Origin of the sequence: Streptomyces catenulae (genome assembly GCF_000718015.1) — a bacterium.
Lineage (GTDB): Bacteria > Actinomycetota > Actinomycetes > Streptomycetales > Streptomycetaceae > Streptomyces > Streptomyces catenulae.
This window is the reverse complement of record NZ_JODY01000024.1, coordinates 15,771-41,776: the sequence shown is the minus strand read 5'-3', so window position 1 is coordinate 41,776 and position 26,006 is coordinate 15,771. Positions and strand designations below refer to the sequence as shown.

At 75.3% G+C, this 26,006-nt stretch carries 23 protein-coding genes; 9 read left to right on the top strand and 14 right to left on the bottom strand.

The features are described 5' to 3' along the window. Nucleotides 1-95: 95 nt before the first annotated feature. Both IF23_RS0120760 and IF23_RS31475 read right to left on the bottom strand, forming a co-directional pair. Nucleotides 96-2,657 carry a helicase-associated domain-containing protein gene (locus tag IF23_RS0120760; RefSeq protein ID WP_030285806.1) on the bottom strand — a complete coding sequence of 854 codons (2,562 nt, stop codon included), beginning with the start codon at nt 2,655-2,657 and terminating at the stop codon, nt 96-98. 498 nt (nt 2,658-3,155) lie between these two features. Next, nucleotides 3,156-3,584 carry a hypothetical protein gene (locus tag IF23_RS31475; protein ID WP_030285804.1) on the bottom strand — a complete coding sequence of 143 codons (429 nt, stop codon included), beginning with the start codon at nt 3,582-3,584 and terminating at the stop codon, nt 3,156-3,158. A 376-nt stretch (nt 3,585-3,960) separates the two neighbouring features. Here IF23_RS31475 and IF23_RS32190 point away from each other — a divergent pair, with 376 nt between their 5' ends. Continuing rightward, the gene (locus tag IF23_RS32190; RefSeq protein WP_157848046.1) at nt 3,961-4,674 is read left to right on the top strand and encodes a hypothetical protein; all 714 of its coding nucleotides are present in this window, start codon (nt 3,961-3,963) and stop codon (nt 4,672-4,674) included. 244 nt (nt 4,675-4,918) lie between these two features. On the opposite strand, the gene IF23_RS0120740 is transcribed toward IF23_RS32190, so the two are convergent. Next, the gene (locus IF23_RS0120740; protein WP_051739746.1) at nt 4,919-5,998 is read right to left on the bottom strand and encodes an ABC transporter substrate-binding protein; all 1,080 of its coding nucleotides are present in this window, start codon (nt 5,996-5,998) and stop codon (nt 4,919-4,921) included. 345 nt (nt 5,999-6,343) lie between these two features. On the opposite strand from IF23_RS0120740, the gene IF23_RS0120735 reads away from it, so the two are divergent. Further along, the gene (locus IF23_RS0120735; RefSeq protein ID WP_030285798.1) at nt 6,344-7,153 is read left to right on the top strand and encodes a hypothetical protein; all 810 of its coding nucleotides are present in this window, start codon (nt 6,344-6,346) and stop codon (nt 7,151-7,153) included. A 117-nt stretch (nt 7,154-7,270) separates the two neighbouring features. Further along, nucleotides 7,271-8,014, top strand: coding sequence for a hypothetical protein (locus IF23_RS0120730; protein WP_030285796.1), 744 nt, complete (start codon nt 7,271-7,273; stop codon nt 8,012-8,014). A gap of 118 nt (nt 8,015-8,132) precedes the next feature. Here the strand turns inward: IF23_RS0120730 and IF23_RS0120725 are convergent, their stop codons facing one another. The 4 genes from IF23_RS0120725 to IF23_RS0120710 are packed head-to-tail and all read right to left on the bottom strand — an operon-like array spanning nt 8,133 to nt 11,956. Then, nucleotides 8,133-8,903: an HAD hydrolase family protein gene (locus IF23_RS0120725; RefSeq protein WP_037678912.1), complete on the bottom strand. Its 771-nt coding sequence runs from the start codon at nt 8,901-8,903 to the stop codon at nt 8,133-8,135. Nucleotides 8,904-8,952: 49 nt separating this feature from the next. Beyond that, on the bottom strand, nt 8,953-9,798 hold the full coding sequence (locus IF23_RS0120720; protein ID WP_051739745.1) for an ABC transporter ATP-binding protein: 846 nt from the start codon (nt 9,796-9,798) through the stop codon (nt 8,953-8,955). Next, complete coding sequence (locus tag IF23_RS0120715; RefSeq protein WP_051739744.1) at nt 9,795-10,958, bottom strand: FecCD family ABC transporter permease; 1,164 nt, start codon at nt 10,956-10,958, stop codon at nt 9,795-9,797. The genes IF23_RS0120720 and IF23_RS0120715 overlap by 4 nt, the downstream gene beginning before the upstream one ends. Beyond that, entirely contained in the window at nt 10,955-11,956 is a 1,002-nt protein-coding gene (locus tag IF23_RS0120710) for a FecCD family ABC transporter permease (RefSeq protein WP_030285788.1), read from the bottom strand. The genes IF23_RS0120715 and IF23_RS0120710 overlap by 4 nt, the downstream gene beginning before the upstream one ends. Before the next feature lie 250 nt (nt 11,957-12,206). Between IF23_RS0120710 and IF23_RS0120705 the strand changes: the two genes are divergently transcribed. Further along, nucleotides 12,207-12,857, top strand: coding sequence for an HAD family hydrolase (locus tag IF23_RS0120705; protein ID WP_030285785.1), 651 nt, complete (start codon nt 12,207-12,209; stop codon nt 12,855-12,857). Here the strand turns inward: IF23_RS0120705 and IF23_RS0120700 are convergent. Beyond that, nucleotides 12,827-13,078 carry a hypothetical protein gene (locus tag IF23_RS0120700; protein WP_037678930.1) on the bottom strand — a complete coding sequence of 84 codons (252 nt, stop codon included), beginning with the start codon at nt 13,076-13,078 and terminating at the stop codon, nt 12,827-12,829. The two genes, IF23_RS0120705 and IF23_RS0120700, sit on opposite strands and share 31 nt — an antisense overlap. 222 nt (nt 13,079-13,300) lie before the next feature. Between IF23_RS0120700 and IF23_RS35435 the strand changes: the two genes are divergently transcribed. Beyond that, nucleotides 13,301-13,684 (top strand): cold-shock protein, encoded by a 384-nt coding sequence (locus tag IF23_RS35435; RefSeq protein ID WP_030285782.1) that lies wholly within the window; start codon nt 13,301-13,303, stop codon nt 13,682-13,684. A 54-nt stretch (nt 13,685-13,738) separates the two neighbouring features. Here IF23_RS35435 and IF23_RS0120690 read toward each other — a convergent pair whose 3' ends face one another. The 4 genes from IF23_RS0120690 to IF23_RS0120675 form a co-directional block, all read right to left on the bottom strand. Continuing rightward, nucleotides 13,739-14,590 (bottom strand): 1,4-dihydroxy-6-naphtoate synthase, encoded by an 852-nt coding sequence (locus IF23_RS0120690; RefSeq protein WP_030285780.1) that lies wholly within the window; start codon nt 14,588-14,590, stop codon nt 13,739-13,741. A gap of 46 nt (nt 14,591-14,636) precedes the next feature. Then, complete coding sequence (locus IF23_RS0120685; protein ID WP_037678908.1) at nt 14,637-15,341, bottom strand: futalosine hydrolase; 705 nt, start codon at nt 15,339-15,341, stop codon at nt 14,637-14,639. A gap of 37 nt (nt 15,342-15,378) precedes the next feature. Then, nucleotides 15,379-15,882, bottom strand: coding sequence for a hypothetical protein (locus IF23_RS0120680; protein ID WP_030285777.1), 504 nt, complete (start codon nt 15,880-15,882; stop codon nt 15,379-15,381). 139 nt (nt 15,883-16,021) lie between these two features. Beyond that, entirely contained in the window at nt 16,022-17,431 is a 1,410-nt protein-coding gene (locus IF23_RS0120675) for an MFS transporter (protein WP_030285775.1), read from the bottom strand. Between the two features lie 389 nt (nt 17,432-17,820). On the opposite strand from IF23_RS0120675, the gene IF23_RS0120670 reads away from it, so the two are divergent. Together IF23_RS0120670 and IF23_RS0120665 are read left to right on the top strand one after the other, a co-directional pair. Then, a complete protein-coding gene (locus IF23_RS0120670; protein ID WP_030285773.1) occupies nt 17,821-18,744 on the top strand; it encodes a DUF3027 domain-containing protein in 924 nt (307 codons plus the stop codon). Nucleotides 18,745-18,899: 155 nt separating this feature from the next. After that, a complete protein-coding gene (locus IF23_RS0120665) occupies nt 18,900-22,181 on the top strand; it encodes a sacsin N-terminal ATP-binding-like domain-containing protein (protein ID WP_030285771.1) in 3,282 nt (1,093 codons plus the stop codon). Between the two features lie 80 nt (nt 22,182-22,261). Here the strand turns inward: IF23_RS0120665 and IF23_RS34500 are convergent, their stop codons facing one another. Beyond that, nucleotides 22,262-22,438 (bottom strand): hypothetical protein, encoded by a 177-nt coding sequence (locus IF23_RS34500; protein WP_169750017.1) that lies wholly within the window; start codon nt 22,436-22,438, stop codon nt 22,262-22,264. A gap of 229 nt (nt 22,439-22,667) precedes the next feature. Here IF23_RS34500 and IF23_RS31465 point away from each other — a divergent pair, with 229 nt between their 5' ends. Together IF23_RS31465 and IF23_RS35070 are read left to right on the top strand one after the other, a co-directional pair. Continuing rightward, complete coding sequence (locus tag IF23_RS31465) at nt 22,668-23,219, top strand: hypothetical protein (protein ID WP_107126978.1); 552 nt, start codon at nt 22,668-22,670, stop codon at nt 23,217-23,219. Next, on the top strand, nt 23,164-23,490 hold the full coding sequence (locus IF23_RS35070) for a calcium-binding protein (RefSeq protein ID WP_107126977.1): 327 nt from the start codon (nt 23,164-23,166) through the stop codon (nt 23,488-23,490). The genes IF23_RS31465 and IF23_RS35070 overlap by 56 nt, the downstream gene beginning before the upstream one ends. A gap of 65 nt (nt 23,491-23,555) precedes the next feature. Here IF23_RS35070 and IF23_RS0120650 read toward each other — a convergent pair whose 3' ends face one another. Continuing rightward, nucleotides 23,556-26,003, bottom strand: a complete 2,448-nt coding sequence (locus IF23_RS0120650; protein WP_030285770.1) for an HAD-IC family P-type ATPase — start codon at nt 26,001-26,003, stop codon at nt 23,556-23,558. Nucleotides 26,004-26,006: the final 3 nt, after the last annotated feature.

The window sequence follows — 26,006 nt, the reverse complement described above, 5'->3', positions numbered from 1 at the left end:
TCCTGAGGAAAGCGTCGCATGCTCTAATTAAGTTGACGGGATTTTCTTCAAAAAGTTCCCACAAGGGGTTGTCTTCTGTTAATGGGGTCCGAGCCTCAGACCGTGTCGTCCGCCAGGTCGGCGACGCCGGTGATGCGGTGCAGGGGGTAGGTGCGGACCTCGTCGGCGGTGTGGTCGTAGGCGGTGACGAAGCCGCCCTCGACGCGTACGGGGGCGATGACGCGCTGGCTGGCGGCGCCGTCGGCGTTGACGTAGCCGATCCAGACCGCGGCGTTGGTGAGGACCGCCGCCTGCATCGTGGCGAGGGTCTCGGCGGAGGTGGTCCGGGGCGGCGCGCCGGGGGCCGGGGTGGCGGTCGTGACGGGCTTGCGGGCGGCGGTGGCGGCCAGATCACCGGCCCGGATGGCGCGGACCGCCGCCTCCAGGAGGGGCGCGTCGGGGACCGGCGGCCCCTCGGGCACCGGGACGGGCGCGGTGCGCGGCCCCGTGCGGTACGCGTCCGGCCGGGCGATCACGACATCGCCCTCGGGGGACTCGGCGGCGGGCGCGTAGCCCATCGCCCGTAGGCCCTCCAGGAGGAGATCCGGGGCGGTCTGCGCGGCGAGGACCGTGGGGGCGAGGCGGCGCAGCCGGAGCGGGGCGGCGCGGCGGTCGGCGAGGATCTCGGCGAGCAGCGCGTCGTCGTCGCAGCGGACGTACGCGGAGGCCGCGCCGATCCGCAGCCGTCCGTGCCGACGGGCCACGTCGTCGATCAGGTAGGCGAGCGGTTGCGGGACCGGCGTCCGGGAGTGGGCGGTGAGGAATTCCTGCAGCTCGGCGGCTGTGCGGCCGGTGTCCAGGGCGCGGCGCACCGAGGCGGGCGTGAAGCGGTAGACCGTCGCGCCGCCCTTGGACTCGACCTCCGCGAGGACCCCCAGGGTGTCGGCGAGCGGACGGAGCAGCGGCCCGGGCGCGACGGCGGTGAGGTCGGCCTGGAGCAGGACGTGGTCGAGCGGTTCGGGCAGCAGCGGCGCGAGGAGCGCGGCGGCGCGGGCCGCGGCCTCCCGGGTCGCGGCGGCCGACGGCGCGGTACGGGGCGCCGCCTCCGCGGGGCCACCGGCGTCCCCGAGGAGCGCCCGGCCGTGGGCGGAGAGGGCGCCGCGCCCGGTGACGCCCAGCAGTTCGGCCTCGGCCAGCGTCCACCGGGCGAGGCGGGTACGGAGGTCCTCCCCGGGCGGCGGGGTGGCGCCACCGGGGGCGGCGGGGGCGGACTCCGGGGCGGCGGCGCGCAGCGGGCGCTCCCAGTGGAGGCGGTCGAGGACGGCCACCTCGGGGACGGCGGAGCCCGGCGGCAGCTCGGCGAGGAGGGCGAGGGCGCGGCGGCGGACCTCGGGCGCGGGGGAGCGGTCCAGGTGCGGGCCGAGGGCGGCGGCCGCCCGGCCCTTGGCGTCGGCGGTACCGACCACGCCCGCGGTGCGGGTGGCGTCCAGCCAGACCGCCACCAGCTCCGCCCAGCGCCGGTCGTCGGGCAGCTGCCGCCACTCCTCGGCGGCGGGCGTCGGCGCGAACCGCTCGTCGGCCTCACCGTCGGAGGCGATCAGGCCCGCCCCGTGGGCCAGCTCCAGCCAGAAGGCGGCGGTCTGCTCGGTGGTGTCCAGGGCGGTCGCGGTGCGCTTGAGGTCGCGGACGCTCAGGCCCCCGGCGCGCAGCACCGCCGGACCGCCCAGATCCCACTCCTTCAGCAGCTCCTCGACGGTCGCCAGCGCCGTGAACGCCTGCCCGGCGGCGGCTGCGTCCACAGCCTGTGGATCGCGCGCGGTGACCGGCGCGAGGGCGGGCGGCACCGGCGCGGGGCTACGGTGCGCGCGCCCCGCCCGCAGATGGAGCGCCGCCTCCCGGGGGAGCACGACGTTCCGGGCCCCGGCGGGCAGCAGCAGGCCGCGCTCCAGCAGCCAGCGCAGATGCGGTGCGGGCTGCTCGGTGACGCTGCCGTACGGCGGGCCCCACAGCAGCCGGTCGAGGACGGCGACGGACTCGGCGGGCGCCTCGTCCAGCAGCGCCGCCATCCGCTCGCCGTCGGTGAACAGCGAGGTCAGCGCGGCGACGGCGGTCACCGGGTCGTGCGTCGGCGGCAGCCCGGCGGTGGCGATGACCTCCTGGAGCCGCCCCGGCGACATCCCGGCCGCGGCCTCCGCGACGGTCGGCCCGAGGCCGGTCGGCGACGGGTGCGCGGGGCTCGGCGCCAGCAGCTCCCGGGCGGTCCGCACCAGCCGCAGCCGGTCGTCGGGCCCCCACACCAGGGCCTGCGCCCGCAGCGCCGCCACCGCCCCGGGCAGCGCGGTCAGCACCGCCGCGTCCAGGGAGGGCGCGTGCGGCGCGGCGTCCCCGGGCGGTGCGTCCGGGGCGGGCGCCGGGGCGCCGGTCATCAGGGAGGCGAGCGTGGCGTACGGGCAGGGGTCGGGCGCCACCGCCAGCGCCTCGGCGGTCTGCAGCGCGAACCGGTCCAGCCGCTCGACGGCCCGCACCACCGAGGCCCGGGTCCCGGCCCGGGTGGCGAGCTGGGTGACGTCGCCCGGCACCGGATTGAGCAGGTCCGGGCGGGCCCGCAGCAGGTCGACGAGCCCGCCGTCGGTGCGGGTCCGTAGCTCCTCGGCCAGGGTGCGGGGCGTATCCGTCATCCGCCCTACGTTAGCCGGGCCGGTGGCCCCCGTAACGGGATCCCGCTGTGACGGCGCGCACCAGGGCCCGTACGCACCCACCGCGCGCCCCGGACTCCGGGATGGGGGGAGCCCGTAGGGGACGGGTGGCGGCTCCGGGGAGCCGGTACGGCGGCGGGCCGGTGCCGGGCGTTTCGCGGGCGGCTGCCGTGAGGCCGTCGCCGGGGGCGGTTCGCGTGAGGTCGGCGCCGGGGCCGTCGGCCGAGCCGGGGGCTGCCGCTGGCTCAGGGGGCCGACCGCCCAAGGGCATCCGCTCGGAGGGCAGCCCGTAGGGGGCGTCAGGGCCTTGGCCCGTAAGGGTTCTGGCGTCCGGTCAGGGGTGGAGGGGCCGTCCTCGGACCGTTGTGGAGGGGAGACGGTACGGTCGGGGAAGCAACCAGCGGACGCCGCAGGGGATTTCGTGGGTATCGAGAACGATCAGCTCGTTTTTGACTATCTGAGCCGGGTCGGCGACCTGGCTCAGCAGCGGGGCCTGCCCTCGTCGGCGCGGATGCGGCTGGTGGCCGATCTGCGGACCGAGGTCACGGCCCGGATCGCGGCGCAGAAGTCGCCGTCGGCCTCCCAGGTCAAGCGGGTGCTGTCCCGGTTGGGCAGTCCGGAGGCGGTGGTGTCGGCGGCGGAGACGGCCGCCGGGACGAGCGGACGGACGAGGCCGGGAGGCGGATCGACGGAGCCCGCGGCGCCCGCGGCGTCCGCCGGGGCGCCGGGCCCGGAGACGCCGATGCCTCCGGCCGCACCGGCCGCACCGGCCGCACCCGTGGCTCCGGCCGCACCGGTAGCCCCGGTCGTGCCCACCGCACCGGTGGCTCCGGCTGCGCCGTCGGCCCCGGCCGCACCGTCCCACTCGTCCGACAGGTCCAGCCCGTCCGACGCGTCCGGCCCGTCCAACGGGCCCGGCTCCGCCGACGGGCCGGAGGTGGCCGACGTCTCCCGTCCGTCCGCCCCCTCCCGCGACTCGCGCGATGCCGACGGCGGTCCCGTGGCGCCCGGTGACGGCGTATCCGGGCCGTCCCGCGCCGACGACGGTGCCGACGCGGAGGGCGCCGCCGCCCGTAAACGGTTCGGCGGGGCGGCCGGGCTCACGGGTGAGCCGGGCGCCGCGGGGACGGACCGGCCGCACCGGCGTCTCTCGCTGGGGAAGCCGGGGGCTGCGGGGGAGTCCAGGGCGGCGGGGAAGGTTCCGGGGCCGCGGGACGGGGCGCGGGCCGGGCAGTGGTCCGGGCTGTTCCGGAAGAAGGGCGCCGAGGAAGGAGCGGGGGAGGGGGTGGGGAACCGGTTCACGCTGGCGCCCGGGGGCGCCGCTCCGCCGCATCTGGCCGGTGCCGACGAACTGGGTGACGGCGACGGCGACGTGGACTGGTGGCTGGCGCAGCCGGAGGCGTCCGGTGCGGGCGAGACGGTGCCCGGCTTCGTCGGCGGCATCGAGATCCCGGAGATCTGGAAGCGGCCCGGCGAGGACGACGACAAGGAGAAGGCGCAGGCGGGGGAGGAGGCGGGGGAGAAGGCGGCGGACGGTGCGCCGGAGGCGGGGCGTCCGCTGCCGGGGCTGCTGCGCCGCACCCTCGGCCGGAAGAAGGCGGCGCCCGCGGCGGAACCACCCGCTCCGGAACCGGCCGCCGAGAAGGCCCCGGCCGCCCGGATCCGGCTCAGCCCCGTGGTGACGCTCGCCGTGGTGCTGCTGCTGGCCGGTGCGGTCCTCGGGAGCTGGTTCGCGCTGGCCGCGGGCTGGGCGGTGACGTTCCTCTCCCGCCGTCTCACCCACAACGAGGCGAAGTTCGCCGCGCTCGGCGTGCCCGGGCTGCTGGCGGGCGGCGCCGCGGTGTGGATGTGGGGCCGCGCCACGGGCCGGTGGGGCGACCCGATCGCCTCCGGGAAGATGGGCGCCGTCCTCCTCGACGGTCTGCCGCTGCTGGTCCGCGTCGCCGCCGTCGCCTCGGCGGTGTTCCTGGTGTGGCGGATGCGGCGCTGGGCCCGGTAACACCCCGAGCCCTCCGGGACGACCGACCCGTACCGGCCTGACCAGACCCGTTCCGGCCTGACCGCCCCTCACGGGGCCGCCCCCTAGGGGGCATCAGCCCGTACGGGGGCTCCCTTACGGCATCTCCCTTACGGGGTCCGCCCCACGGCATGCCCCTCCGGCCCCCTAGGACTTCTCCCGTACGGGAGGGAACCGAGCCACCCCGGCCCGGGAACGCGCCCGGGGAGCGCCGCCCGGCCCGCCCTCACCTCTTCGCCAACCGCTCCCGTACCTCGTCGAGGATCTTGTCGGCGGCGGTGTAGCCGATGCCCTGGATCCAGAGTTGGTCGTCCACGCGGAAGGAGCGGCCGTTCTTGACCGCGCGCAGGTTCTTCCACAGCGGACCGCTGGTGACCTGCGCCTCCTTCGACTTGTCGGGGGAGCCGTAGCTCGCGTAGAAGACCGCGTCGGCGTCGGCGCGGTTCATCTGCTCGGCGCTCAACTCCGTCATCAGGCCGTCCTTGGCGCCGTCGACGACGTCCGTCGGGCCGGTGCCGAGGTCGTCGAGGACGGTGCCGATGTAGCTCTGGCAGCCGTAGACCCGGGTGTCGGCGCCCTCGACGAAGCGGACGACGTTGGTCCGCAGGGCCTCCGCCTTCGCCCGCCCGCCGAGCGCCGCGGTGACCTGCCGGACATGCGCCTCGTACCCGGCGACGACCTTCCTGGCCTGCGGGATCCGGCCCAGCGCCGCCGCGTGGGTGGCGAAGTTCTGCTTCCAGGGGTAGCCGGTCGTCTCGGTCATCACCGTCGGGGCGATACGGGTGAGTTGCCGGTAGCTGCGGCCGTCGCGGACCTTGTTGGTGAGGATCAGATCCGGCTTGAGGGCGGCGACGGCCTCCAGGTTCGGGGCGCCGATCTTCCCGACGTCCTTGATGCCCGCGGTGTCGTCCTTCGGCAGATAGTCGAGGAACCCGGAGTCGACGTCGGAGCGGGTGGCGCCGACCGGTTTGACGCCGAGGGTGAGGGCGGAGTCCAGCTCCGCGGTGTCCAGGACCACCACCCGCTCCGGCGTGGCCGGGACCGTCACCTCGCCCATCGCCGTCGCGACCTTGTGCGGCCCGCCGCCCGGGGACGGCTGTGCCCAGTGCGTCACCGGCTGCTTCGGACAGTCGGCCGCCTTCAGGGCCCCGCGGTCACCGGCGTCGGACCCGCCGCTCCCGCAGGCGGCGAGGGCCAGGGCGGCGGCGACCGTCCCGGCCACGGCGACCCCGGAGCGGACGGAACGCGGCCGCACCCGGCGGCTCGGGTGGCGGGTGGCGGCACGACGGGCGATACGGCGGGTCATGAAGTGCCCTTTCGGCTCGGGGAGGAGGACGGGCGGTGGTGCGTACCCGTAGAGGTACCCGCAGGGGGCGCCCGTACGGGCCCGATACCCGTACGGGGCGGGCCCGCACGCCGGAACCCGTAAGGGCCGGGTCCCCGTAGGGGACGGTCGGCCACCGGGGCGCCCCGTGGAAACCCTCCCCGCCGGACGGCGGTCCGTACGGAGCCGTCGCGTCCACCGGCGGCTTCTGATCTCCTCGGGGAGGTCCCGGCAGGGACGGCGGGCCCGGGCGGACGGCTTCCGTACGGACAGCCCCCGCGCGGCGGCCCGTTCGGCCGACGGAAAGTTTCAGGAGCGAGGACGAGCATGAGCGACAACGGCCCCGACGCCCCCTTCGTCGTGGGGCTCCACGGGGTGCTGACGCGGCATCCCTGGATCGACCGGGTGAGCGCCGACTGCGACCTCGACGAGGACGTCTTCGGCCTCGCCGTGAAGCGGGCGGCCGCCTTCGCCTGGAGCTCCACCGCCCTGACGGACCCGCCCGCCGACAACCTCTGGGACCACCACGACGCGGACGGCGACTGGACGCAGGACGGCACGGTCCGCCAACTCGCCTGGCTGCACGCCTCGCTGCCGCAGCCCGCACGCACCCCGGGCCGGAAGCGGCGCGCCCGCCGCCTCCCGGTGCTGCCCGTCGTCACGGTCCTCGCGGACGCGCTGCGCCGCATCGGCACCGTCCGCCTCACCGGCACCCACGCCCTCGTCCCGCTGCACCGCGCCGGGGACGCCCGCGTCGCCCTCGCCGAGACGGCCGACTGGTACGCCCTCGCCGACCCGTCCGGCGCCGCCTTGCTGACGGTCACCGTCGCCGCACCGCCGTCGGCGCGCCTCGCCGCGCGGTCCGCCGAGATCGTCGCGGCGGCGCGGGAACGCACCCACGGGCGCATGGCGGTGGAGATCCTCAAGCCCGCCCGCGCCACGACCCCGGGGCTCGCCCGCCCCCTCGCCGGGCAGGTCCAGGCCGAGGGGCTGCGCCCGGCGCTCGCCCTCCGCTGCGCCGCCCCCGAGTGGTCCACGGACGTGGCCGCCTGGACGACGGAGGTGTGCGCCGACGCGATCCGGGCGGTGACGGGGGCGTCGGGCCCGGTCCTCGTCACGGTCTCCGCGGAGGTCTGAGGAACGGGGCTCCCGCCCGGGATCCGCCCCGGAGGGGCCCGCGGCGCGGCCCGAAAGGGCAGGGGGTCTGCCTCGGATCCTGTGGCCGGTGCGGACCGCTTCGGGTAAGCCGGAGCCATGCGTGCAAAGGACAAGAAGCAGCAGCCCGAAACGGTCCGCCCGGCGAAGCCGTCGGACCGGAGGGAGCCGTCGTCGGCGCCCCGGCCGACGGGCGCCGAGCACCTGTCGTTCGGCGCGGTGAGCGCGCTCCAACGCAGCGCCGGCAACGCGGCCGTGTCCCAGGTGATCGGGGAGCGCCGCCCCGTCGTGCAGCGCGCCACGGTCACCCCGTCGGGCGGCGGACCGGAGGTGACGCTGAGCGAGGGCGACCGGAAGAGTTCCCGCGAGGCGATCCTCTACATCAGCGGGAATCACGTCTACAAGATGTACGCCAACGAGCGGACCGCGGCGGGCGTCCTCGCGGAGATGGAGAAGGCGTCGGCGCAGGGCGTGCCCGTGCCGCCGTGGACCTCGTACGCCGCGACCTACGACCCCCAGGACGGGAAGAGCCGACCCAAGCGGGTGACGGTCATCCGCTCGCGGCGGGTCAGCGGCACCTTCTTCCAGCTCAGCAAGCCCGGTGGCGAACGGGCCTTCCGGAACGCGCTCCACGGGATGGCCGACGTGGGCCGGATGCGGCGGATCAAGCACCAACTGGAGGCGGCCCACCGCGCGGGCATCGCGGACCCGCAGGGGATGATCTCGAACGACCCGCAGGAGGGCGTGGTGTTCTTCCTGGACATCCACACCGGCGGCACCGGCGACGTCATCCTTCCGCTGATCGAGGCGGTGGACAGCCGGATCCAGGACTTCGCGCGCTAGGGAGCGCGCCGGGCCGCGTCTCTTCGGCAGGTTGATCAGGTGGTCGGGGGGTACCTGCCCGGTCGGTGATCAGTTGATCAGTGAGACGACTCGGTGATCACTGATACGGCACAGGCCGTCAGACCGCAGATGTCACCGAGGCGAGCATGGCGATCTCGGCTGCGATGGCGTCCGGGTCGGCGGGGACGGTGGCACATGCGAGGTCGTCCAGGCCCGGGTGGGTGCCGACCCGCACGCCGTGCCGCGCGTTGCGGAGCAGGTCGAGGTCGTTGATGTCGTTGCCGAAGGCGTTGTACTGCTCGATCCCCAGCGAGGTCAGGGCCTCCCACTTGTTCGTGGTGCCCGGGGCGAAGTCGATGATCGCTTCGTCGAGGTGGTGGTTGACGCTCATCCCGAGCGCGCGGCCCGCCTCGGCGAGGGCGTCCATGTCGGTGGCTTCGACCACGAGGAACTTCACGACGGCGGGGAGGTCGGCAAGAGCGACCCGGCGGGCGAGGCGACCCTGGTCGACGCGGCTGAGGATCGGGTGGTCGGCCGGTCCGGTGTAGGCGTAGTCCCAGGGGCCGTCGGCGAGGTAGCCCGCCTGGAACCGGTCGGCCTCGATCATCAGCTTGCCGAGCTCACCGGGGCCGAACGCGGCCCGCGCCCGCACCTGGCCGCCGACGGAGACGAGGCTGCCGTTCCCACCGATCAGTGTGGCGCCCGGGAAGGCCCCGTCAAGAACGGGCAGGAGGTCGCGGACCGGGCGGGCGGAAGCGAAGACCAGCTGGTGGCCGGCGCTCTCGCAGTCCTCGATGGCGCTCAGGATGCGGCTGTCGATCGTCCGCCCGTCGAAACAGAGGGTGCCGTCGATGTCGAAGACCGTGGTGCGAGCGCCAGGAGTGATCATGGCGGGATGGTACCGAGGCGCTGCCGCATGCCGGACCGAACCCCGCATCCTAGGCCCCCGCGCCCGCCCACGGCCGCCCCGGTACCACCAGCGGGGAGCCGGTCACCGGGTCCGGTATGACGACCGCCTCCAGGCCGAAGACCTCGTGCACCAGCTCCGCGGTGACCACCTCGGCGGGCGGGCCCTCGGCGAGGATCCGGCCCGCGCGCATCGCGACCAGATGGTCGGCGTAGCGGGCCGCCTGGTTCAGGTCGTGGAGGACGGCGACGACCGTGCGGCCCCGCTCGTGGTTGAGCTGGCGTACCAGGTCGAGGACCTCCACCTGGTGGGCGATGTCCAGATACGTCGTCGGCTCGTCCAGGAGGAGCAGATCGGTCTCCTGGGCCAGCGCCATCGCGATCCACACCCGCTGCCGCTGGCCGCCGGAGAGTTCGTCCACGGCGCGCTCGGCCAGCTCCGCGACATCGGTGCGCTCCATCGCCTCCGTCACCGCCCGCTCGTCCTGTGCCGACCACTGCTGCCACCAGTGCTGATGCGGCTGACGGCCCCGGGCGACGAGGTCCGCGACGGTGATCGCCTCCGGCGCCACGGGGGTCTGCGGCAGCAGCCCCAGCGACCGGGCGATCTGCTTCGTCGGGATCCGCGCCAGGTCCGCGCCGTCCAGGAACACCGCCCCGTTCCGCGGGCGCAGCAGCCGCCCCAGGGCGCGCAGCAGCGTCGACTTGCCGCAGGCGTTCGGCCCGACGACGACGGTCACCGCGCCCTGCGGCACGTCCAGGTCCAGCCCGTCGACGACCGTGCGGTCCTCGTACGCCAGCGTCAGCTCCCGCGCCGTCAGCCGGCTCGGGGCGGGCTCACCGGTCGTGGGGGCGGTGGTTGCGCCGGTCTCGGTCACGCTTCTCCTCCTGCGGCACGGCTGGCACGACTACGGGGGCCGGCGGCGCGGCCACGGCCCGCCGTCCGGGTGCGGGTGCGGTGGCCCCGGATGATCAGCCAGATCAGATACGGCGCGCCGACGGCGGCGGTCAGTACGCCGACCGGCAGCTCCGTCGGCGCGAACAGCTTGCGGGCCAGCAGATCGCCGCCCACCACGATCGCCGCGCCCAGCAGCGCCGAGCACAGCAGCGGGATCTGCGCGGTACGGGTCAGCCGCCGGGCGATCTGCGGCGCCAGCAGCGCCACGAAGTCCACCGGGCCCGCCGCCCCCGTCGCCATCGACGCCAGCACCACGCCCAGCGCCACCAGCCCCAGCCGGGTGCGGCCCAGCCGGACGCCCAGCGCCGTCGCGGTGTCGTCGTCCATCGACACCGTCCGCTGCGCCCGCGCCGCCCACAGCACCGCGGGCAGCAGCGCGAGCAGCGCCCAGCCCAGCGGCGCCGCCTCCGCCCAGCCGCGGCCGTTCAGCGACCCGGTCATCCACACCTGCGCCTGCTGCGCGACCAGGTAGTCGCCCTTCGTCAGGAACAGCTGGATCACCGAGCGCAGCGCCACCGCGAAGCCGATACCGATGAGGACGAAGCGGGTCGCGTGCAGCCCGCCGCGCCATGCGAAGACGTACACCAGCCCCGCCGCCAGCAGCCCGCCGACGACCGACAGATACGGCAGCACCGCGTACGAGGTGACCCCGAGCGTCATCGCGCCGACCGTCAGCGCGCCCGCGCCCTGGGTGACGCCGATGATGTCCGGGCTGGCCAGCGGGTTGCGGGCGACCGTCTGGATCAGCCCGCCCGCCACCCCGAACGCCGCGCCGACCAGCAGCCCCACGGCCATCCGCGGCAGCCGCAGCGTGCCGACCACCAGTTCCTGCGACGACGGTCGCCCGAGGACGACGTCCAGCACGTCGGAGGGTGCGACGAAGTCTTCGCCGACACAGAGATACGCCAGGCACACCGCGGCCAGCAGCACGGCGAGGAGGACGGCGACGACCGCCGCCCGGCGGTGCAGCAGGAACGAGACCCGGCGGGTGCCGACGACGGCGTAACCGGCGGGCCGGTGCCCGGTGGCCGGGCGCGGCGCCGGGGCGGCGACCGCCTCACGGGTTCCGGGGGCGGTCATGCGGCCACCGCCTTCCGACGGACGAGGGTCACCAGGAACGGCACGCCGATCAGCGCCGTCATCACGCCCGCGGGCACCTCCGACGGCGGGAAGACGACCCGCCCGACGGTGTCCGAGACCAGCACGATCACCGGGCCGAGCAGCGCCGCCATCGGCAGCACCCAGCGGTGGTCGTTGCCGACGACGGCGCGTGCCAGATGCGGCACCGCGAGCCCGACGAACGCGATCGGACCGGCCGCCGCGACGCCCGCGCCGGTCAGCACCGTCGCCCCGAGCCCGCCGACGATCCGGACGACGGCGACCTTCTGGCCCAGCCCCCGGGCGACGTCCTCACCCAGCGCCAGGGCGTCCAGACCGCGCGCCACCGACAGCACCAGCACCGCGCCGACCAGCAGGAACGGCCAGATCTGGGCGGCGACGTCGCTGTCCCGGCCGGTCAGCGAACCGACCTGCCAGAACCGGAACTCGTCCAGCGCCGCCGCCTGCGTGGTCAACACCGCCATCGTCACCGACACCAGCAGCGCGTTGATCGCCGCCCCGGCCAGCGCCAGCTTCACCGGCGTCGCCCCGCCCCGCCCCCGGGTGGCGATGGCGTAGACGACGACGGAGGCGATGGCGGCGCCGACGAAGGCGAACCAGACGTAGCCGGTGAGGGTGTGCACCCCGAACAGTGAGATCGCCAGCACCACACCGACCGACGAGCCCTGGCTGATGCCGAGGATGCCGGGGTCGGCGATCGGGTTGCGGGTGATGCCCTGGAGCACCGTCCCGGCCATCGCCAGCGCCGCCCCGACCATCAGGCCGATCAGCGTGCGCGGCAGCCGCAGATAGCGCACCACCTGCGCGGCGTCACCGTCCCCGCCGTGCACCAGCGCGCCGATCACCTCGGACGGGGCGAACGCGCGGCTGCCGACGGCGAGCGACAGGAGGACGGCCAGCAGCAGCGCCGCCACCGCCGCCAGCGTCAGAACGAGCCGCCGCCCGCGCATCCGGCTCATCGCGCGCCCTCCCGGGCCGGATGCGCCGGGGCGCGGGGCGGCGCTCCGGGGGCTTGCCTGGTCGGCTGACATCGGGTCCATTTCGAGATATCCGGGCGCAGCACGTGCCCCGGATCCCGGGCGGCGGACCACCGGGCCCCACGGGGCACGCTCTTAGGTAAGGCAAGGCTAAGGGTACGACCCGGGTTCGTACCGGGCCGGGCCGGGCGGCCTCGCGGCGCTGTCGGTGGTGCCCGGCACAATGGGTGACATGGCTGCCCCGACCGACCCGACCGCCCCCGCCCTGACCGTCGGCTTCGATCTCGACATGACGCTGATCGACTCCCGCCCCGGCATCCGGGCCACCTACCTGGAGCTGACCGCCCGCACCGGCGTGCCCGTCGACGCCGACCTCGCGGTCACCCGGCTGGGCCCGCCGCTGGAGCAGGAGATACGGGAGTGGTTCCCGGAGGAGCGGGTCGTCGAGGCGAGCGAGCTGTACCGGCAGCTGTACCCGCAGTACGCGGTCGCGTCCTCGCCCGCGATGCCCGGCGCCCGTGACGCGCTGCGGGCGGTGCACGCCGCCGGTGGCCGCACACTCGTCGTCACCGCGAAGTACGAGCCCAGCGCCAAGCTCCACCTCGACCACCTGGGCCTGGACGTCGACATCCTCGTCGGCTCCCTGTGGGCGGAGGCCAAGGGCGAGGCGCTGCGCGCGCACGGCGCCACGGTCTACGTCGGCGACCACACCGGCGACGTACGCGGCGCGCGGGCGGCGGGCGCGCTGTCGGTCGCGGTGGCCTCCGGGCCGTGCGGCGCGGCGGAGCTGCGCGCGGCGGGCGCCGATGTCGTCCTCGACGACCTCACCGCGTTCCCCGGCTGGCTGGCCCGTTACGTCGCGGAGGACGCCGCCTCCGCCTGAGCCTGCCGACGCTGGCCCAGGACGGAGCGGACCACGCCCGCACCGGAGATCAGGAAGCCCACGCCCATCAGCATGCACACCCAGTAGAAGACCGACGGCAGTGGCTCGGCGCCGATGAACAGTGGGGTCATCGTGGCCAGTGTGGCCAGCGCGCCAATGAGGAACACGATCGCGCCGATTCGGACCAGCAGATCCCCGTCGCGGGGCGTTTCGTCAGACACCTGACCAGGGTAAGTCCGGGCCACGGACATCGAGGAACCGCCCGGTACGTCTTGTCACCGCGCGCGGGAGCATTAGCCTTGGTGACGGCGGGTCCGGGTGACCCGCTGCACTGCTATCCAGACCCGTTTTTTCCCGGCAGCGTTTCCGTAATTTCCGCACTTTCGGCATTTTCCGAGCAGTTCAGCCCGCATTTTCCCACGAGTACGAGGACGAGGACAGACGTGCCTACCGGCAAGGTCAAGTGGTTCAACAGCGAGAAGGGCTTCGGCTTTCTCTCCCGCGATGACGGCGGTGACGTCTTCGTGCACTCGTCGGTGCTGCCCGACGGCGTGGACGCACTCAAGCCGGGCCAGCGCGTCGAATTCGGCGTCGTCGCAGGCCAGCGCGGCGACCAGGCACTGTCCGTGACGCTCCTCGACCCGGCGCCCTCGGTGGCCGCGGCCCAGCGCCGTAAGCCCGACGAACTCGCCTCGATCGTGCAGGACCTCACCACGTTGCTGGAGAACGTCACCCAGCAGTTGGAGCGCGGCCGCTACCCCGACAAGGCGCACGGCGGCAAGATCGCCGGAATGCTCCGCGCCGTCGCCGACCAGCTCGACGTCTGACCCGCCCCGCCGGGCACGCGCCCGAAGGGGCCGCGCCCGGCCGGAGCGCGCGGATCAGACGAATGTCAGCGCGTCCGGGCCGAGGGGCGGCACCAGCCCCTCGGCCGCCGCGCGGGTCAGCAGCCCCCGCACCGCCGCATAGCCGTGCTCGCCGAGGTCGGCGGTGAACTCGTTCACATAGAGCCCGATGTGCTGGTCGGCGACTGCCGGATCCATCTCCTGGGCGTGCCCGAGGACGTACGGACGCGACGCCTCCGGGTCGTCCCACGCCATCCGCACCGACGTCCGCGCCGCGTCCGCCAGCCGCCGCAGCGTCTCCTCGCCCAGCGACCGCTTCGCGATGATCGCGCCCAGCGGGATCGGCAGCCCGGTGGTGCGCTCCCAGTGCTCGCCCATGTCGGCCAGGCAGGTCAGGCCGTAGTTCCCGTAGGTGAAGCGGGCCTCGTGGATGACCAGCCCCGCATCGACCTTGCCGTCGCGGACCGCCGGCATGATCTCGTGGAACGGCAGCACCACGATCTCCCCGACCCCGCCCGGCACCTCGGCCGCCGCCCAGAGCCGGAACAGCAGATACGCCGTGGAGCGCTCGCTGGGCACCGCCACCGTCTTCCCGGCGAGCCCCGCCGCGTCGCCGCCCTCGCGGGTCAGCACCAGCGGCCCGCAGCCGCGGCCCAGCGCCCCGCCGCACGGCAGCAGCGCGTACTCCTGAAGGACCCACGGCAGCACCGCGTACGACACCTTCAGCACATCGAACTCACCGCGCTCGGCCATGCCGTTGGTGACGTCGATGTCCGCGAAGGTCACCGACAGCTCCGGCGCGCCGGGGACGCGGCCGTGCGCCCAGGCGTCGAAGACGAAGGTGTCGTTGGGGCACGGCGAATAGGCGATGTCCAGCGGCCGGGTCACGGGTCCTCCTCGCGAAAGGGCCCGGCGCGGTGGCCGGGCCGGGGTGTCACAGGGCGCGCAGTGCGGCGGGCAACGCCGCGAACGCGCCGGTCAGCGCGGTGAGCGCCGGGCCGATGCGCCAAGCCGCCCGGTCGCGGGGCCCGACCGCGTTGGAGACCGTACGGATCTCCAGCACGCCCGCGCCGTGCGCCACGGCCGCCTCGGCGACGCCGAAGCCCTCCATGGCCTCCGCCAGCGCACCGGGGTGGCGCGCCGTCAGCTCCGCCGCGCGCGCCGCGGAGCCCGTCACCGTCGACACCGTCAGCACCGGGCCGCTGCGCGCCCCGCAGGCGGTGGCGACGGCCCGGACCAGCGCCGGGTCCGGGCGGTGGGTGACCGTGCCGAAGCCCAGCTCCGTCACCGGCAGAAAGCCCTCGGGCGTCTCGGCGCCCAGGTCGGCGGCGGTGAGCGTGTCCGCGACGACCACCGAGCCGAGCGGGGCGGCGGGCGCGAAGCCGCCGCCGATCCCGGCGGAGATCACCAGGGCGTACGGCGCGCCGTCCAGCGCGGCGGCGGTCAGCGCGGTGGCCGTACCGGCAGCGGCGGCGGCCGGACCGACACCGGCGGCGAGCACGTCGACGGCGGGGCCCGACGCCGCGCCGTCGCGGTGCAGCGCGAGGCCGCCGGGCAGGGCGCGCGGGGTGTACGGACCGCCCGCGGCGCACACCGCGTCGCGTTCGGCGGCCACCGCCGTGACGACGAGTACCCGCATCAGCCGGCCCGCCCCGCGCTCGCCCGGATCAGCGGGCTCAGTCCTTCTGCTTCAGGTTGAAGTGCCACATGGTCTTGGGGCCCTCGCCCTTGCCCAGCTCCGCGACCTGGAGCGTGACCGACCGGCTGTAGGTGGTCTGGCCGGTCTGCGGGTTCTGCTGCATGAAGAGGGTGTCCGCGTCGAAGGAGCGGTACGTCTGGGTGCTGGCCTCCCGCATCACGGGGCCACCGCCGATGACGATCCAGCCGGACTTGGCGACGTCCGGCGTCACCCCGACGCGGACCCGCTCACCGGGCTGGACGGTGATGGTCTTGCCACCGTTCTTGGAGATGCAGGTCTCGACCTGCTTCTTGCTCAGCAGCTTGCCGTCGCCGTCGCAGCCGGGCGTGGCCTCGGCGGTGACGGTCGTGGAGCCGACGGTCACGGTCGCCAGGTCGGTCGGCTTCTCACAGGCGGAGAGGGTGACGAGGCCCAGGGACACGGCACCGATGGCGGCAGCGGCACGGCGGCCCTTGCCCCAGGAGATCATCGCAGCGGTCATGACGGGCAGGCTATCTGGCGCCCCGGCGCGGACCACGCCCGGGTACGGCGTGCCGCCCCGCGCCGCCCCCGTGCGCAGCACCCGCGCCCGGCGCCCGGACCCGCCGCCGGAGACCGCCCGCACCCGGCGGCGACCGCCCTCACCGCACCCGCGCCCGGGCCCGCCCGCCACGCCGGGCCGCGCCCAGCAGACCCCGTACGGACACCAGCGCGCCCAGCGTCACCAGCGCCGCCGCGACGACCATGCCCACCTCGCCGGAGAGCGGCAGCGCGATGCCGATCGCGCCGCCGACCACCCACGACAGCTGCAACACCGTCTCCGACCGGGCGAACGCGGAGGTGCGGACGGTCTCCGGGACGTCCCGCTGGATCATCGCGTCCAGCGACAGCTTCCCCAGCGCCTGGCAGAGCCCCGCACACGCCGCCGCCACCGGCACCACCACCAGCGACAGCGGCTCGTACCCGACCGCCGCCGCCACCGCCGCGGCCAGCGCGACGCCCAGCACCCCGGCGACGATCCGCTCCGGGCCGCGCGCCTTCAGCCAGGCGCCGACCGCGGTGCCCAGCGCGTTGCCGCCGCCCGCCGCGACCGCGACCAGCCCCAGCGACGTCGCGGCGCCCAGCCCGTCCAGCGGGTGCTCACGCAGCAGGAACGCGAGGAAGAACGTGAGCAGCCCGGACAGGGCGCGGAGCGTGGCGTTGGCCTGGAGGCCGTGCAGCACCGACGGGCCGACGGTCCGCAGCCCCGGCCGCCGCCCCGCCCCGCCGGACGCCAGCCGCGCGCGGGCCTCGCCCTTCGCCGAGTCGACCGTGTGCGGCAGCGTGAACGAGAGGAAGGTGCCGCCGCAGAACACCAGAAAAGCGCCGAAGAGCGGCCACATCGGCCCGATCAGATGCAGCCCGGCGCCCAGCGGCGCGGCCACCGCGGTCGTCAGCAGCCCGGCGAGCGTCACCCGCGAATTGGCCTTGACCAGCGAGATGCGCGGCGGCAGCAACCGCGGCACCACCGCGCTGCGCACCACCCCGTACGCCTTCGACGCGACCAGCACGCCCAGCGCCGCCGGATACAGCTCCAGGCCCCCGGTGGCGACCGCGCCCGACATCGTCAGCGCCAGCAGCGCCCGGGCCAGCATCGCGGCGGCCATCGCGGCCCGCCGCCCGTGCGGCACCCGGTCGAGCAGTGGCCCGACCACCGGCGCGAGCAGCGCGAACGGCGCCATCGTCACCGCGAGGTACAGCGCCACCCGGCCCCGCGCCTGGTCGGTCGGGACGGAGAAGAACACCGTCGAGGCCAGTGCGACGGTGATCAGCATGTCGCCCGCGGAGTTCACCGCGTGCAGTTCGATGAGCTTGCCCAGCCCCGTCTCGCCCGCGCCGTGCGCATGGGTGGCGCGCCGTACGCCGCGGGCCGCGCCGGTGACCGGACGGTGCAGCGCCCGCCCGGCGGAGCGCCCCGCCCGGCGGACCCGGTCGCGCCCCGCCCCGCTCCGGGTCGACGCGCGCGAGAACCGCGGGCCCCTCGGCCCCTTCGACGCCCGTGCGGCAGCCACCCGGCCATACTGCCCGAATTGGTCAGTTATCTGGTGGTTTCCCGGGCTTGTTGCGCGAGGCGACGGCGGTCCGCGCCCCTCCCGCCGCCACCGGCGGACCCCGGTGATCACATTTGCCGCTCCCGCCGAGGGGTCGTCCGCGAACGAAGGGGTAGCGTGTGTAGCGCGCCACCGGCGGTCGTCCATGGCCGCGCGCCTTTGCGCGATCCCTCAGAATGGGTCGTGAGAGGTGCGCTCGACCCAAGCGATCGGGCGCGGACGTCGACGCGGTCCCCAGGTCCGCTCCGCCCGCCCCGCCCCGCCGGTCGTCCGGACAAGGACAGGACAGCTCCGGCTGGCGCACCCGTGAGACGGCGTGGAAGAGAGAATCGATTCTTGTGAGTGCTGCGATGCGAAGCCGTACCCCGGACCGCTTGTGCGCCGAGGCGGTCGACCTCGCCCGTGCGGCGGCCGAGGAGACCGCGCTGCCGGGCATGGTCGGCGAGCACCTGGAGGCCGTCGCCGACGGCGACCGCGTCGTCACCCACCTCTTCGCCTGCAAGGAGCCCGGCTACCGCGGCTGGCGCTGGGCCGTCACCGTCGCCCGCGCCTCCCGCGCCAAGATCGTCACGCTGGACGAGTCGGTGCTGCTGCCCGGCCCGGACGCCGTCCTCGCCCCCGAGTGGGTGCCGTGGAGCGAGCGGCTGCGCCCCGGCGACATGGGCCCCGGCGACCTGCTGCCCACCGACGCCGAGGACCTCCGCCTGGAGCCCGGCTACACCGGCGAGGACACCCCGCCGCCCAACTCCGCCCTCGCCGCGGACCTGCCCGCCGAGACCGCGGAGATCGCGCAGATCGCCGACACCGAGGACGCCGACGTCGTCCCCGGCTCACCCGCCGTCCAGCCCGTCCCCGCCCGCGGCGACCTCGCCTCCCTCGCCGACGAACTGGGGATGCGCCGCGCCCGCGTGCTCTCCCGCTACGGCCTGCACGAGGCGGCCGACCGCTGGGACGAAGCCTTCGGCGCCCGTACCGCGATGGCCCAGGCGGCCCCCGCCACCTGCGTCTCCTGCGGCTTCCTCACCCCGCTCGCCGGCTCCCTGCGCCAGGCGTTCGGCGTCTGCGCCAACGAGTTCTCCCCCGCCGACGGCCGCGTCGTCTCCCTCTCGTACGGCTGCGGCGGCCACTCCGAAGCCGCCGTCATGCCCGCCCCGCCCCGCCCCGCCACCCCGGTCGTCGACGAAACCATCATCGACCCCCTCACCCTCCGCCCCGAACCCACCGGCGGCTCCGTGGAAGACACCACCCCCACGGAAGAACTGGGCCACAGCTAGCCCCGTTTTTTCTTCTTTTCTTCTCTCCCCCCTCCCGAGGACACGGGCCGCCCCCGCCACCGCACCCACCACGCACCGCGGCCCAAGCCCTCGCCCCCACCCACCCCACCCCCCACGCTACGGTCAGACCAACGACCCGTAGAGCGGAGACGCAAGTGACCGGTACGCCATTGGTCCGCGGGGAGCCCGAGGGCGCAGACCCCTTCGGCACCTCACGGCTGCGGCGCGGAGTACTGGAGGCATGGGCCGCCTCCCCCGCCCGCTTCCGTGAGGACGCCAACGCCGAGGAGGACCTCGCCCTCGGCGGCTACCGCGACCGCCTCGCCGTGGAGCTGGCGCAGAACGCCGCCGACGCCGCCGCCCGCGCCGGTGTCCCCGGCCGTCTGCGGCTGACCCTGCACCCGGCGGACGGCGACGCCCCCGCCGTCCTCGTCGCGTCCAACACCGGCGCCCCGCTGGACGCCACCGGCGTCGAATCGCTCGCCACCCTCCGCGCCTCCGCGAAGCGCGAGGCGAGCGTGGAGAGCGGCGCGGTCGGCCGGTTCGGCGTCGGCTTCGCCGCCGTGCTGTCGGTCTCGGACGAGCCGGCGCTGATCGGCCGCACCGGCGGCGTCCGCTGGTCGCTGGCCGAGGCGCGCGAGCTGACCCGCGAGATCGCCGCGCACAGCCCCGGGCTCGGCGGCGAACTGCGCCGCCGCGACGGCCATGTCCCGCTGCTGCGCCTGCCGCTGCCCGCCGAGGGCACCGCCCCCGACGGGTACGACACCGCCGTGGTGCTGCCGCTGCGCGACGGCGCCGCACTCGCCCTCGCCGAGCGGCTGCTCGCCGGAATCGACGCCGCGCTGCTGCTGACCCTCCCCGGACTCGCCGAGATCGTCGTCGAAACCCCGGACGGCGTACGGGAGTTGCACCGCGCGAGCGACGGCGAGCTGGTCCGGATCGAGGACAGTGAGCGCGGCGACACCCGCTGGCGCGTCGTCACCGACGGCGGCCCGCTGGAGCCCGCGCTCCTCGCCGACCGCCCGGTCGAGGAACGGCTGCGTCCGGTCTGGTCGGTGACCTGGGCGGTGCCCGTGGACGCCGACGGCAACCCGGCGGCGCCCGGCACCGCGCCCGTGGTGCACGCGCCGACGCCGACGGACGAGCCGATGGGCCTCCCGGCGCTGCTCATCGCGTCGTTCCCGCTGGAGCCGACCCGCCGCCATGTCGCGCCCGGCCCGCTCGCCGACTTCCTGGTGACGCGCGCCGCCACCGCCTACGCCGCCCTGCTCGGCGCCTGGCGTCCGCTCACCACCGCCGCCCTGGACCTGGTGCCCGGCCCGCTCGGCAAGGGCGGTATCGACGGGGAACTCCGCGGAAAGATCCTGGAGCTGCTGCCCCGGACGCAGTTCCTGCCCGCCGCCGCCCCGGCCACCGCGCCGCCCGCCGCACCCGAGGACGCCTGGGACGAGCCCGGCGGCGCGGCCCGCGACGGTCTGCGACCCGTAGACGCGGAGGTCCTGGAGGGCGGCGGCGCCGCCACCGTCGCCGTCCTCGCCGAACTCTTCCCCACCCTGCTCCCCGCCGGACTCGAACGCCGCCCGGAGCTGCGGGCGTTGGGTATCAACCGGGTCCCGCTCGGCGAGATGATCGACCGGCTGGCGGGCGTCGAACGCGATCCGTCCTGGTGGTGGCGGCTGTACGACGCGCTGTCCGGCACCGACCCGGACCGGCTCTCCGGGCTGCCCGTCCCGCTGGCCGCCCCGGACGGCCACCCCGGCGCCGTCCGCACCACGCTCGGCCCGCGGCAGGTGCTGCTGCCGGTGCCCGGTCAGGACGCGGCGGACACCGCCGACGGCGCGGCCACCCGCTACGCCACGCTGACCCGCCTCGGTCTGAAGGTCGCGCACCCCGACGCGGTCCACCCGCTGCTGGAGAAGCTCGGCGCGGTGCCCGCCTCGCCCCGCGCGGTCCTGACGACGCCGCAGGTCAGGGCGGCGGTCGCGGGCTCCCTCGACGCCGACGAGGACGCCTGGGACCTGCTCGCCGACCCGGACGGACCGGGCGCGCCGCCCGGCGCCGACGAGATCGCCGAGACCGTCCTCGGGCTGGTCCGCGACGCCCACCTCGCGCCCGGCGACGAACCGTGGCTGGCCGCGCTCGCCCTCCCCGACGAGGACGGCGAACTGGCCCCCGCCGGTGAGCTGGTCTACCCCGGCAGCGCCTTCGAGCAGGTCCTCCGTGCGGGTGAACTCGCCGCCTGCGACGCGGAGTTGGTGGACCGCTGGGGCGAGCAGCCGCTGACCGCCGTCGGGGTGCTGGCCGCCTTCGCGCTGGTCCGTGCCACCGATGTGGTCCTCGACCCGGACGAACTGGAGCCGCGCGAGGGCGACTTCGCCGAACCGGACGACGCCGGGCTGCTCGACGCCGTCGACGTCTGGTGCGAGGACATCCTCGACGCCCTGCCCGACGCCCCCGTCCCGCCGGTCGTCACCGAACTGATCGCCGTCCGCGATCTCGACCTCGTCGACGACGACGCCTGGCCGCAGGCGCTCGCCCTGCTCTCCCAACCGCCGCTGCGCGACGCGCTGACCGCCCCCGTACGGGTCCTGCTGCCGGACGGCACCACGGAATCCGTCCGCCCGTACACCGCCTGGTGGCTCCGCGGCCACCCGGTCCTCGACGGGCGGCACCCGGCCGGACTCCGCTCCGCGGGCGGCGATCCGCTGCTCGCCGGGTTGTACGAGGCGGCCGATGCCGGGGACGTCGATCCGCAGGTGCTGCGGGCGCTCGGGGTGCGGACCTCGCTCGCCGCGCTGCTGGACGAGCCGGGCGGCGCCGCCGAACTGCTGGGCCGCCTCGCCGCCCCGGAGCTGCCCGTCACGGCCGCCCAACTCCACGCGATCCACGGTGCGTTGGCGCTGCTCGATCCGGAGGCGGTGACGCTGCCGGACGCGCTGCGCGCGGTCGTCCCGGACGCCGACGGCGGGCCCGGCGGCGAGGTGCGGGTGGTCGACGCGGCCGATGCGCTGGTCGCCGACGCGCCGGACCTGATGCCGCTGGTCGCCGGGCAGGCGCTGCTGCCCGTCGCCCCGGACCGCGCCGCGGCGCTCGCCGAACTCCTCCAGGTGTCCCGGCTGAGCGAGGCGGTGGCGGCCGAGGTGCGCTCCGAGGGCGTCCGCCACGCGGTGCCCGACGAGGTCCGGGCGCTGCTGGGGCCTGCCACCCCCGAGGCGTACACCGAGCACGAGGAGCTGCTGGTCGGCGACGGCGACGGCGAGAGCGAGCTGGACTGGCGGCTGACGCCGGACGGGGCGCTGCACGCGGCGACGCTGGAGGGCGTGGCCGCCGGACTGGCCTGGGCCGCCGGTCAGTGGCCCCGCCGCTTCGAGGTCGCCGCCCTGCTGGAGGACCCGGACCGGGGCGAGGAGTTGGCGCGGGCCCGCTGGTTCGACTGACCGGCGCCGACGGACGCGACGTGGGGCGGCACCCGGCCGGAGCCGGGGCCGCCCCACGTCGCGTACCGGGCGTCAGCGCGTCATCCGGTGAACTTCTTGACCACTCCCCAGATCAGCGCGCCCGCGCCGATCGCGAGGAGGAGCCAGCCCCACCACTGGATCGGCCCGGAGCTGCCGCCGGACGAGTGGTAGGTGTGGTGGTAGTGGTGCGAGCGTGCCAGTACCTCGTGGGTGAGGTCCCCCGTGGAGAAAGCCATGGGCAGGGACCCTAGGCGGCGCGGCGGCGGGGACGCCAGCCGCCCGCGGCCACTGTGACCCGCTTGATACGGCGCCCGGGCGGCCGTTCCCGCGCCCGGGCGCCGTAGCACGGCTGTGACGCAGAACGGACATACGGCGCAAGGGAGTTCACGCTTCCGCCAACCCCGCCGGATAGACCTGCGGACTTACCCGCGGTGGGCCCGCCACCGCCTCACGAAGGTGTCCGCCATGCTCTCCTCCACCACCGGCCGCCCGGCGCTCCGCGCCGCGGCCGCCCTCGCCCTCGTCCTCGCCGCCGGGGCCACCGCCCCGAGCGCCGTCGCCGCCGCGCCGCGGGCCACCGCCGCCGTCGCCGACAACGGCCGGGAACTCACCTACACCGCCGCCCCGGGCCAGGGCAACGACGCCACCGTCACCGAGACGTACGACGGGGACGACCACACCCGCCTCGCCTATGTGATCGACGACCGGGTGCCCGTCACCGCGGGTCACGGCTGCGCCCACCCGGACGCCGCCGACCCCACCAAGGTCCGCTGCACCGTCGCCACCGTCGAGAGCCAGGACCCGTACGCCGCGCTGACGATGGACCTCGGCGACCGCGACGACCGTGTCGGGCTGGCCAACACCGTGGGCGACACGTACCACTTCAACCGCGTCCTGCTCGGTGACGGCGACGACACCCTGACCACCTCCGGGCCCGCCGACGGCAGTTCGGTCCTCGGCGGTGCGGGCGACGACCGGATCACGGTGGGGGGAGGCGGCCACCGTCCTCGGCGGTGAGGGCCGCGACACCATCGAGGTGAACGGCGACTCCGGCTTCGCCGAGGGCGGTCCCGGCGACGACGTCCTCAAGGGCGGTCCCGGCGACCAGAACCTCTCGGGCGACGACGGCGACGACACCCTCTACGGCGGTCCCGGCGACGACATCCTCCACGGCGGCGCGGGCGACGACGTCCTGTACGGCAACAGCGGCAACGACCAGCTGTACGGCGGTCCGGGCAACGACCGGCTCTTTGGCGGTCCCGGCGACGACGTGGAACAGCAGGACTGAGCCGACGGACCGGACGGCGGGGGAGCGGGTCGGGCGGCGCCCGGAAGGCACCGCCCGCCCCGCCCTCACGGCATCGTCCGCCCCAGCCGCCGCCAGACCAGCTCCAGCGTGAGCCCGGCGACCACCGCGATGCCCACCGCCGTCCACGGCAGGGCCGTGCCCACCAGCCGCAGTGCGAAGAAGTGCTGGAGCCACGGCACCACCAGCACGATCAGGAAGGCCCCGCCCATCGCCGTGACCAGCGCGATCCGCCACCAGGTGTAGGGGCGGGCGATGATCGCCAGCACCCACATCGCGGTGAGGAAGAGTGTCAGCGTCGCCGCGCTGGTCTCGGCGGGCAGCGCGTCCGGCCCGGTGTAGTGGTGGCGCGCCAGCAGATACGTCACGAACGCGGCGACGCCGGTGATCAGCCCGGACGGCACCGCGTACCGCATCACCCGGCGGACGAAGTGCGGCCGCGCCCGCTCCTTGTTCGGCGCCAGCGCCAGGAAGAACGCCGGGACGCCGATGGTCAGCGTCGACAGCAGCGTCAGATGGCGTGGCAGGTACGGGTACGGGATCTGCCAGCAGGCCACCAGGAGCGCCAGCAGCACCGAGTAGACCGTCTTCGTCAGGAAGAGGGTGGCGACCCGGGTGATGTTGCCGATCACCCGGCGGCCCTCGGCGACCACCGACGGCAGCGTGGCGAAGCTGTTGTCGAGCAGCACGATCTGCGCCACCGCCCGCGTCGCCTCCGAACCGGAGCCCATCGCGACGCCGATGTCCGCGTCCTTCAGCGCCAGGACGTCGTTGACGCCGTCGCCGGTCATCGCGACATGGTGGCCGCGCGACTGGAGGGCGGCGACCATGTCCCGCTTCTGCCGCGGGGTGACCCGGCCGAAGACCGTGCCCTCCTCGACCGCCGTGGCCATCGTCTCCGGCGCGTCCGGCAGCTCCCGCGCGTCCACCGGCGCCGCCGCCCCGGCCAGCCCCAGCCGCCCGGCGACCGCGCCCACCGACACCGCGTTGTCGCCGGAGATGACCTTGGCGGTCACGTCCTGCTCGGCGAAGTACGCCAGCGTCGCCCCGGCGTCCGGCCGCACCCGCTGCTCCAGCGCCACCAGCGCCGCCGCCTCCACGTCCCGGGCGAGCGCCGGATCGTCCAGCTCCCGCGCGGTGCGGGCCAGCAGCAGCACCCGCAGCCCCTCGGCGTTCAGCTCCTCGGTCTCGGCGAGCGCCGGATCGCCGGGCGGCAGCAGCACATCGGGCGCGCCCAGCAGCCAGGTCGTACGGCCGCCCGCGGGGTCGTCGAGGACCGCGCCGCTGTACTTGCGGGCGGACGAGAACGGCAGCGCGGCGCTGCACCGCCAGCCGTCCTGTGCGGGGAACGCCTCGATCAGCGCGAGCAGGGAGGCGTTCGGCCGCGGGTCGGCGCCGCCGAGCGCGCCGAGGATCTGCCGCAGCCGCCCCTCGTCGGCGCCGTTCAGCGGCCGTAGCGCGCTGACGTCCATACCGCCCTCGGTGAGCGTCCCGGTCTTGTCCAGACAGACGACGTCGACCCGGGCCAGCCCCTCGATCGCGGGCAGCTCCTGCACCAGGCACTGCTTGCGCCCCAGCCGGATCACCCCGATCGCGAACGCCACCGACGTCAGCAGCACCAGCCCCTCGGGCACCATCGGCACGATCCCGGCGACCATCCGGCGCACCGCGTCGTCGCCCGCCATGTGCAGGGTGAAGAGGTGGCTGAGGATCAGCCCGAGCGCGGTCGGGATCATCATCCAGGTCACATAGGTGAGGATCTTGCTGATCCCCGAGCGGAGTTCGGAGTGGACCAGCGTGAAGCGGCTGGCCTCCTCGGCGAGCTGCGCCGCGTACGCCTCCCGGCCCACCCGGGTCGCCCGGAACGCGCCGCCGCCCGCCACCACGAAGCTGCCGGACATCATCGGGTCGCCGGGCCGCTTCAGCACCGGGTCCGCCTCGCCGGTCAGCAGCGATTCGTCGACCTCCATGCCGTCCGCCTCCAGGACGGTGCCGTCCACGACGACCTTGTCCCCGGGCCCCAGCTCGATGACGTCGTCGAGGACCACCGCGGAGGTGGAGAGCGGGCCCGCCCGCCCGTCGCGCCGGACGGTCGGCTTCGCCTCCCCGACGACCGCGAGGTTGTCGAGCGTCCGCTTGGCGCGCAGCTCCTGGAAGATGCCGATGCCGGTGTTGGCGATGATGACGAAGCCGAACAACCCGTCCTGGATCGGCCCGACGATCAGGATGATCACGAAGAGGACGCCGATGATGGCGTTGAAGCGGGTGAAGACGTTGGCCCGCACGATGTCCGCCACCGAGCGCGAGGAGCGCACCGGTACGTCGTTGACCTCGCCGCGGGCGACCCGCTCGGCGACCTCGGCGGCGCTCAGCCCCGGATGCGCGGGTGGCCCGCCGTCACTCCCCGGCGCCGCACCGGCGCCTGTCCCGTCCGGCCCTCCGGAGCTGCTGCTGTCCGATTCCGGACCACCGCCGGGTTTCGCCCACTGCGTCATGGT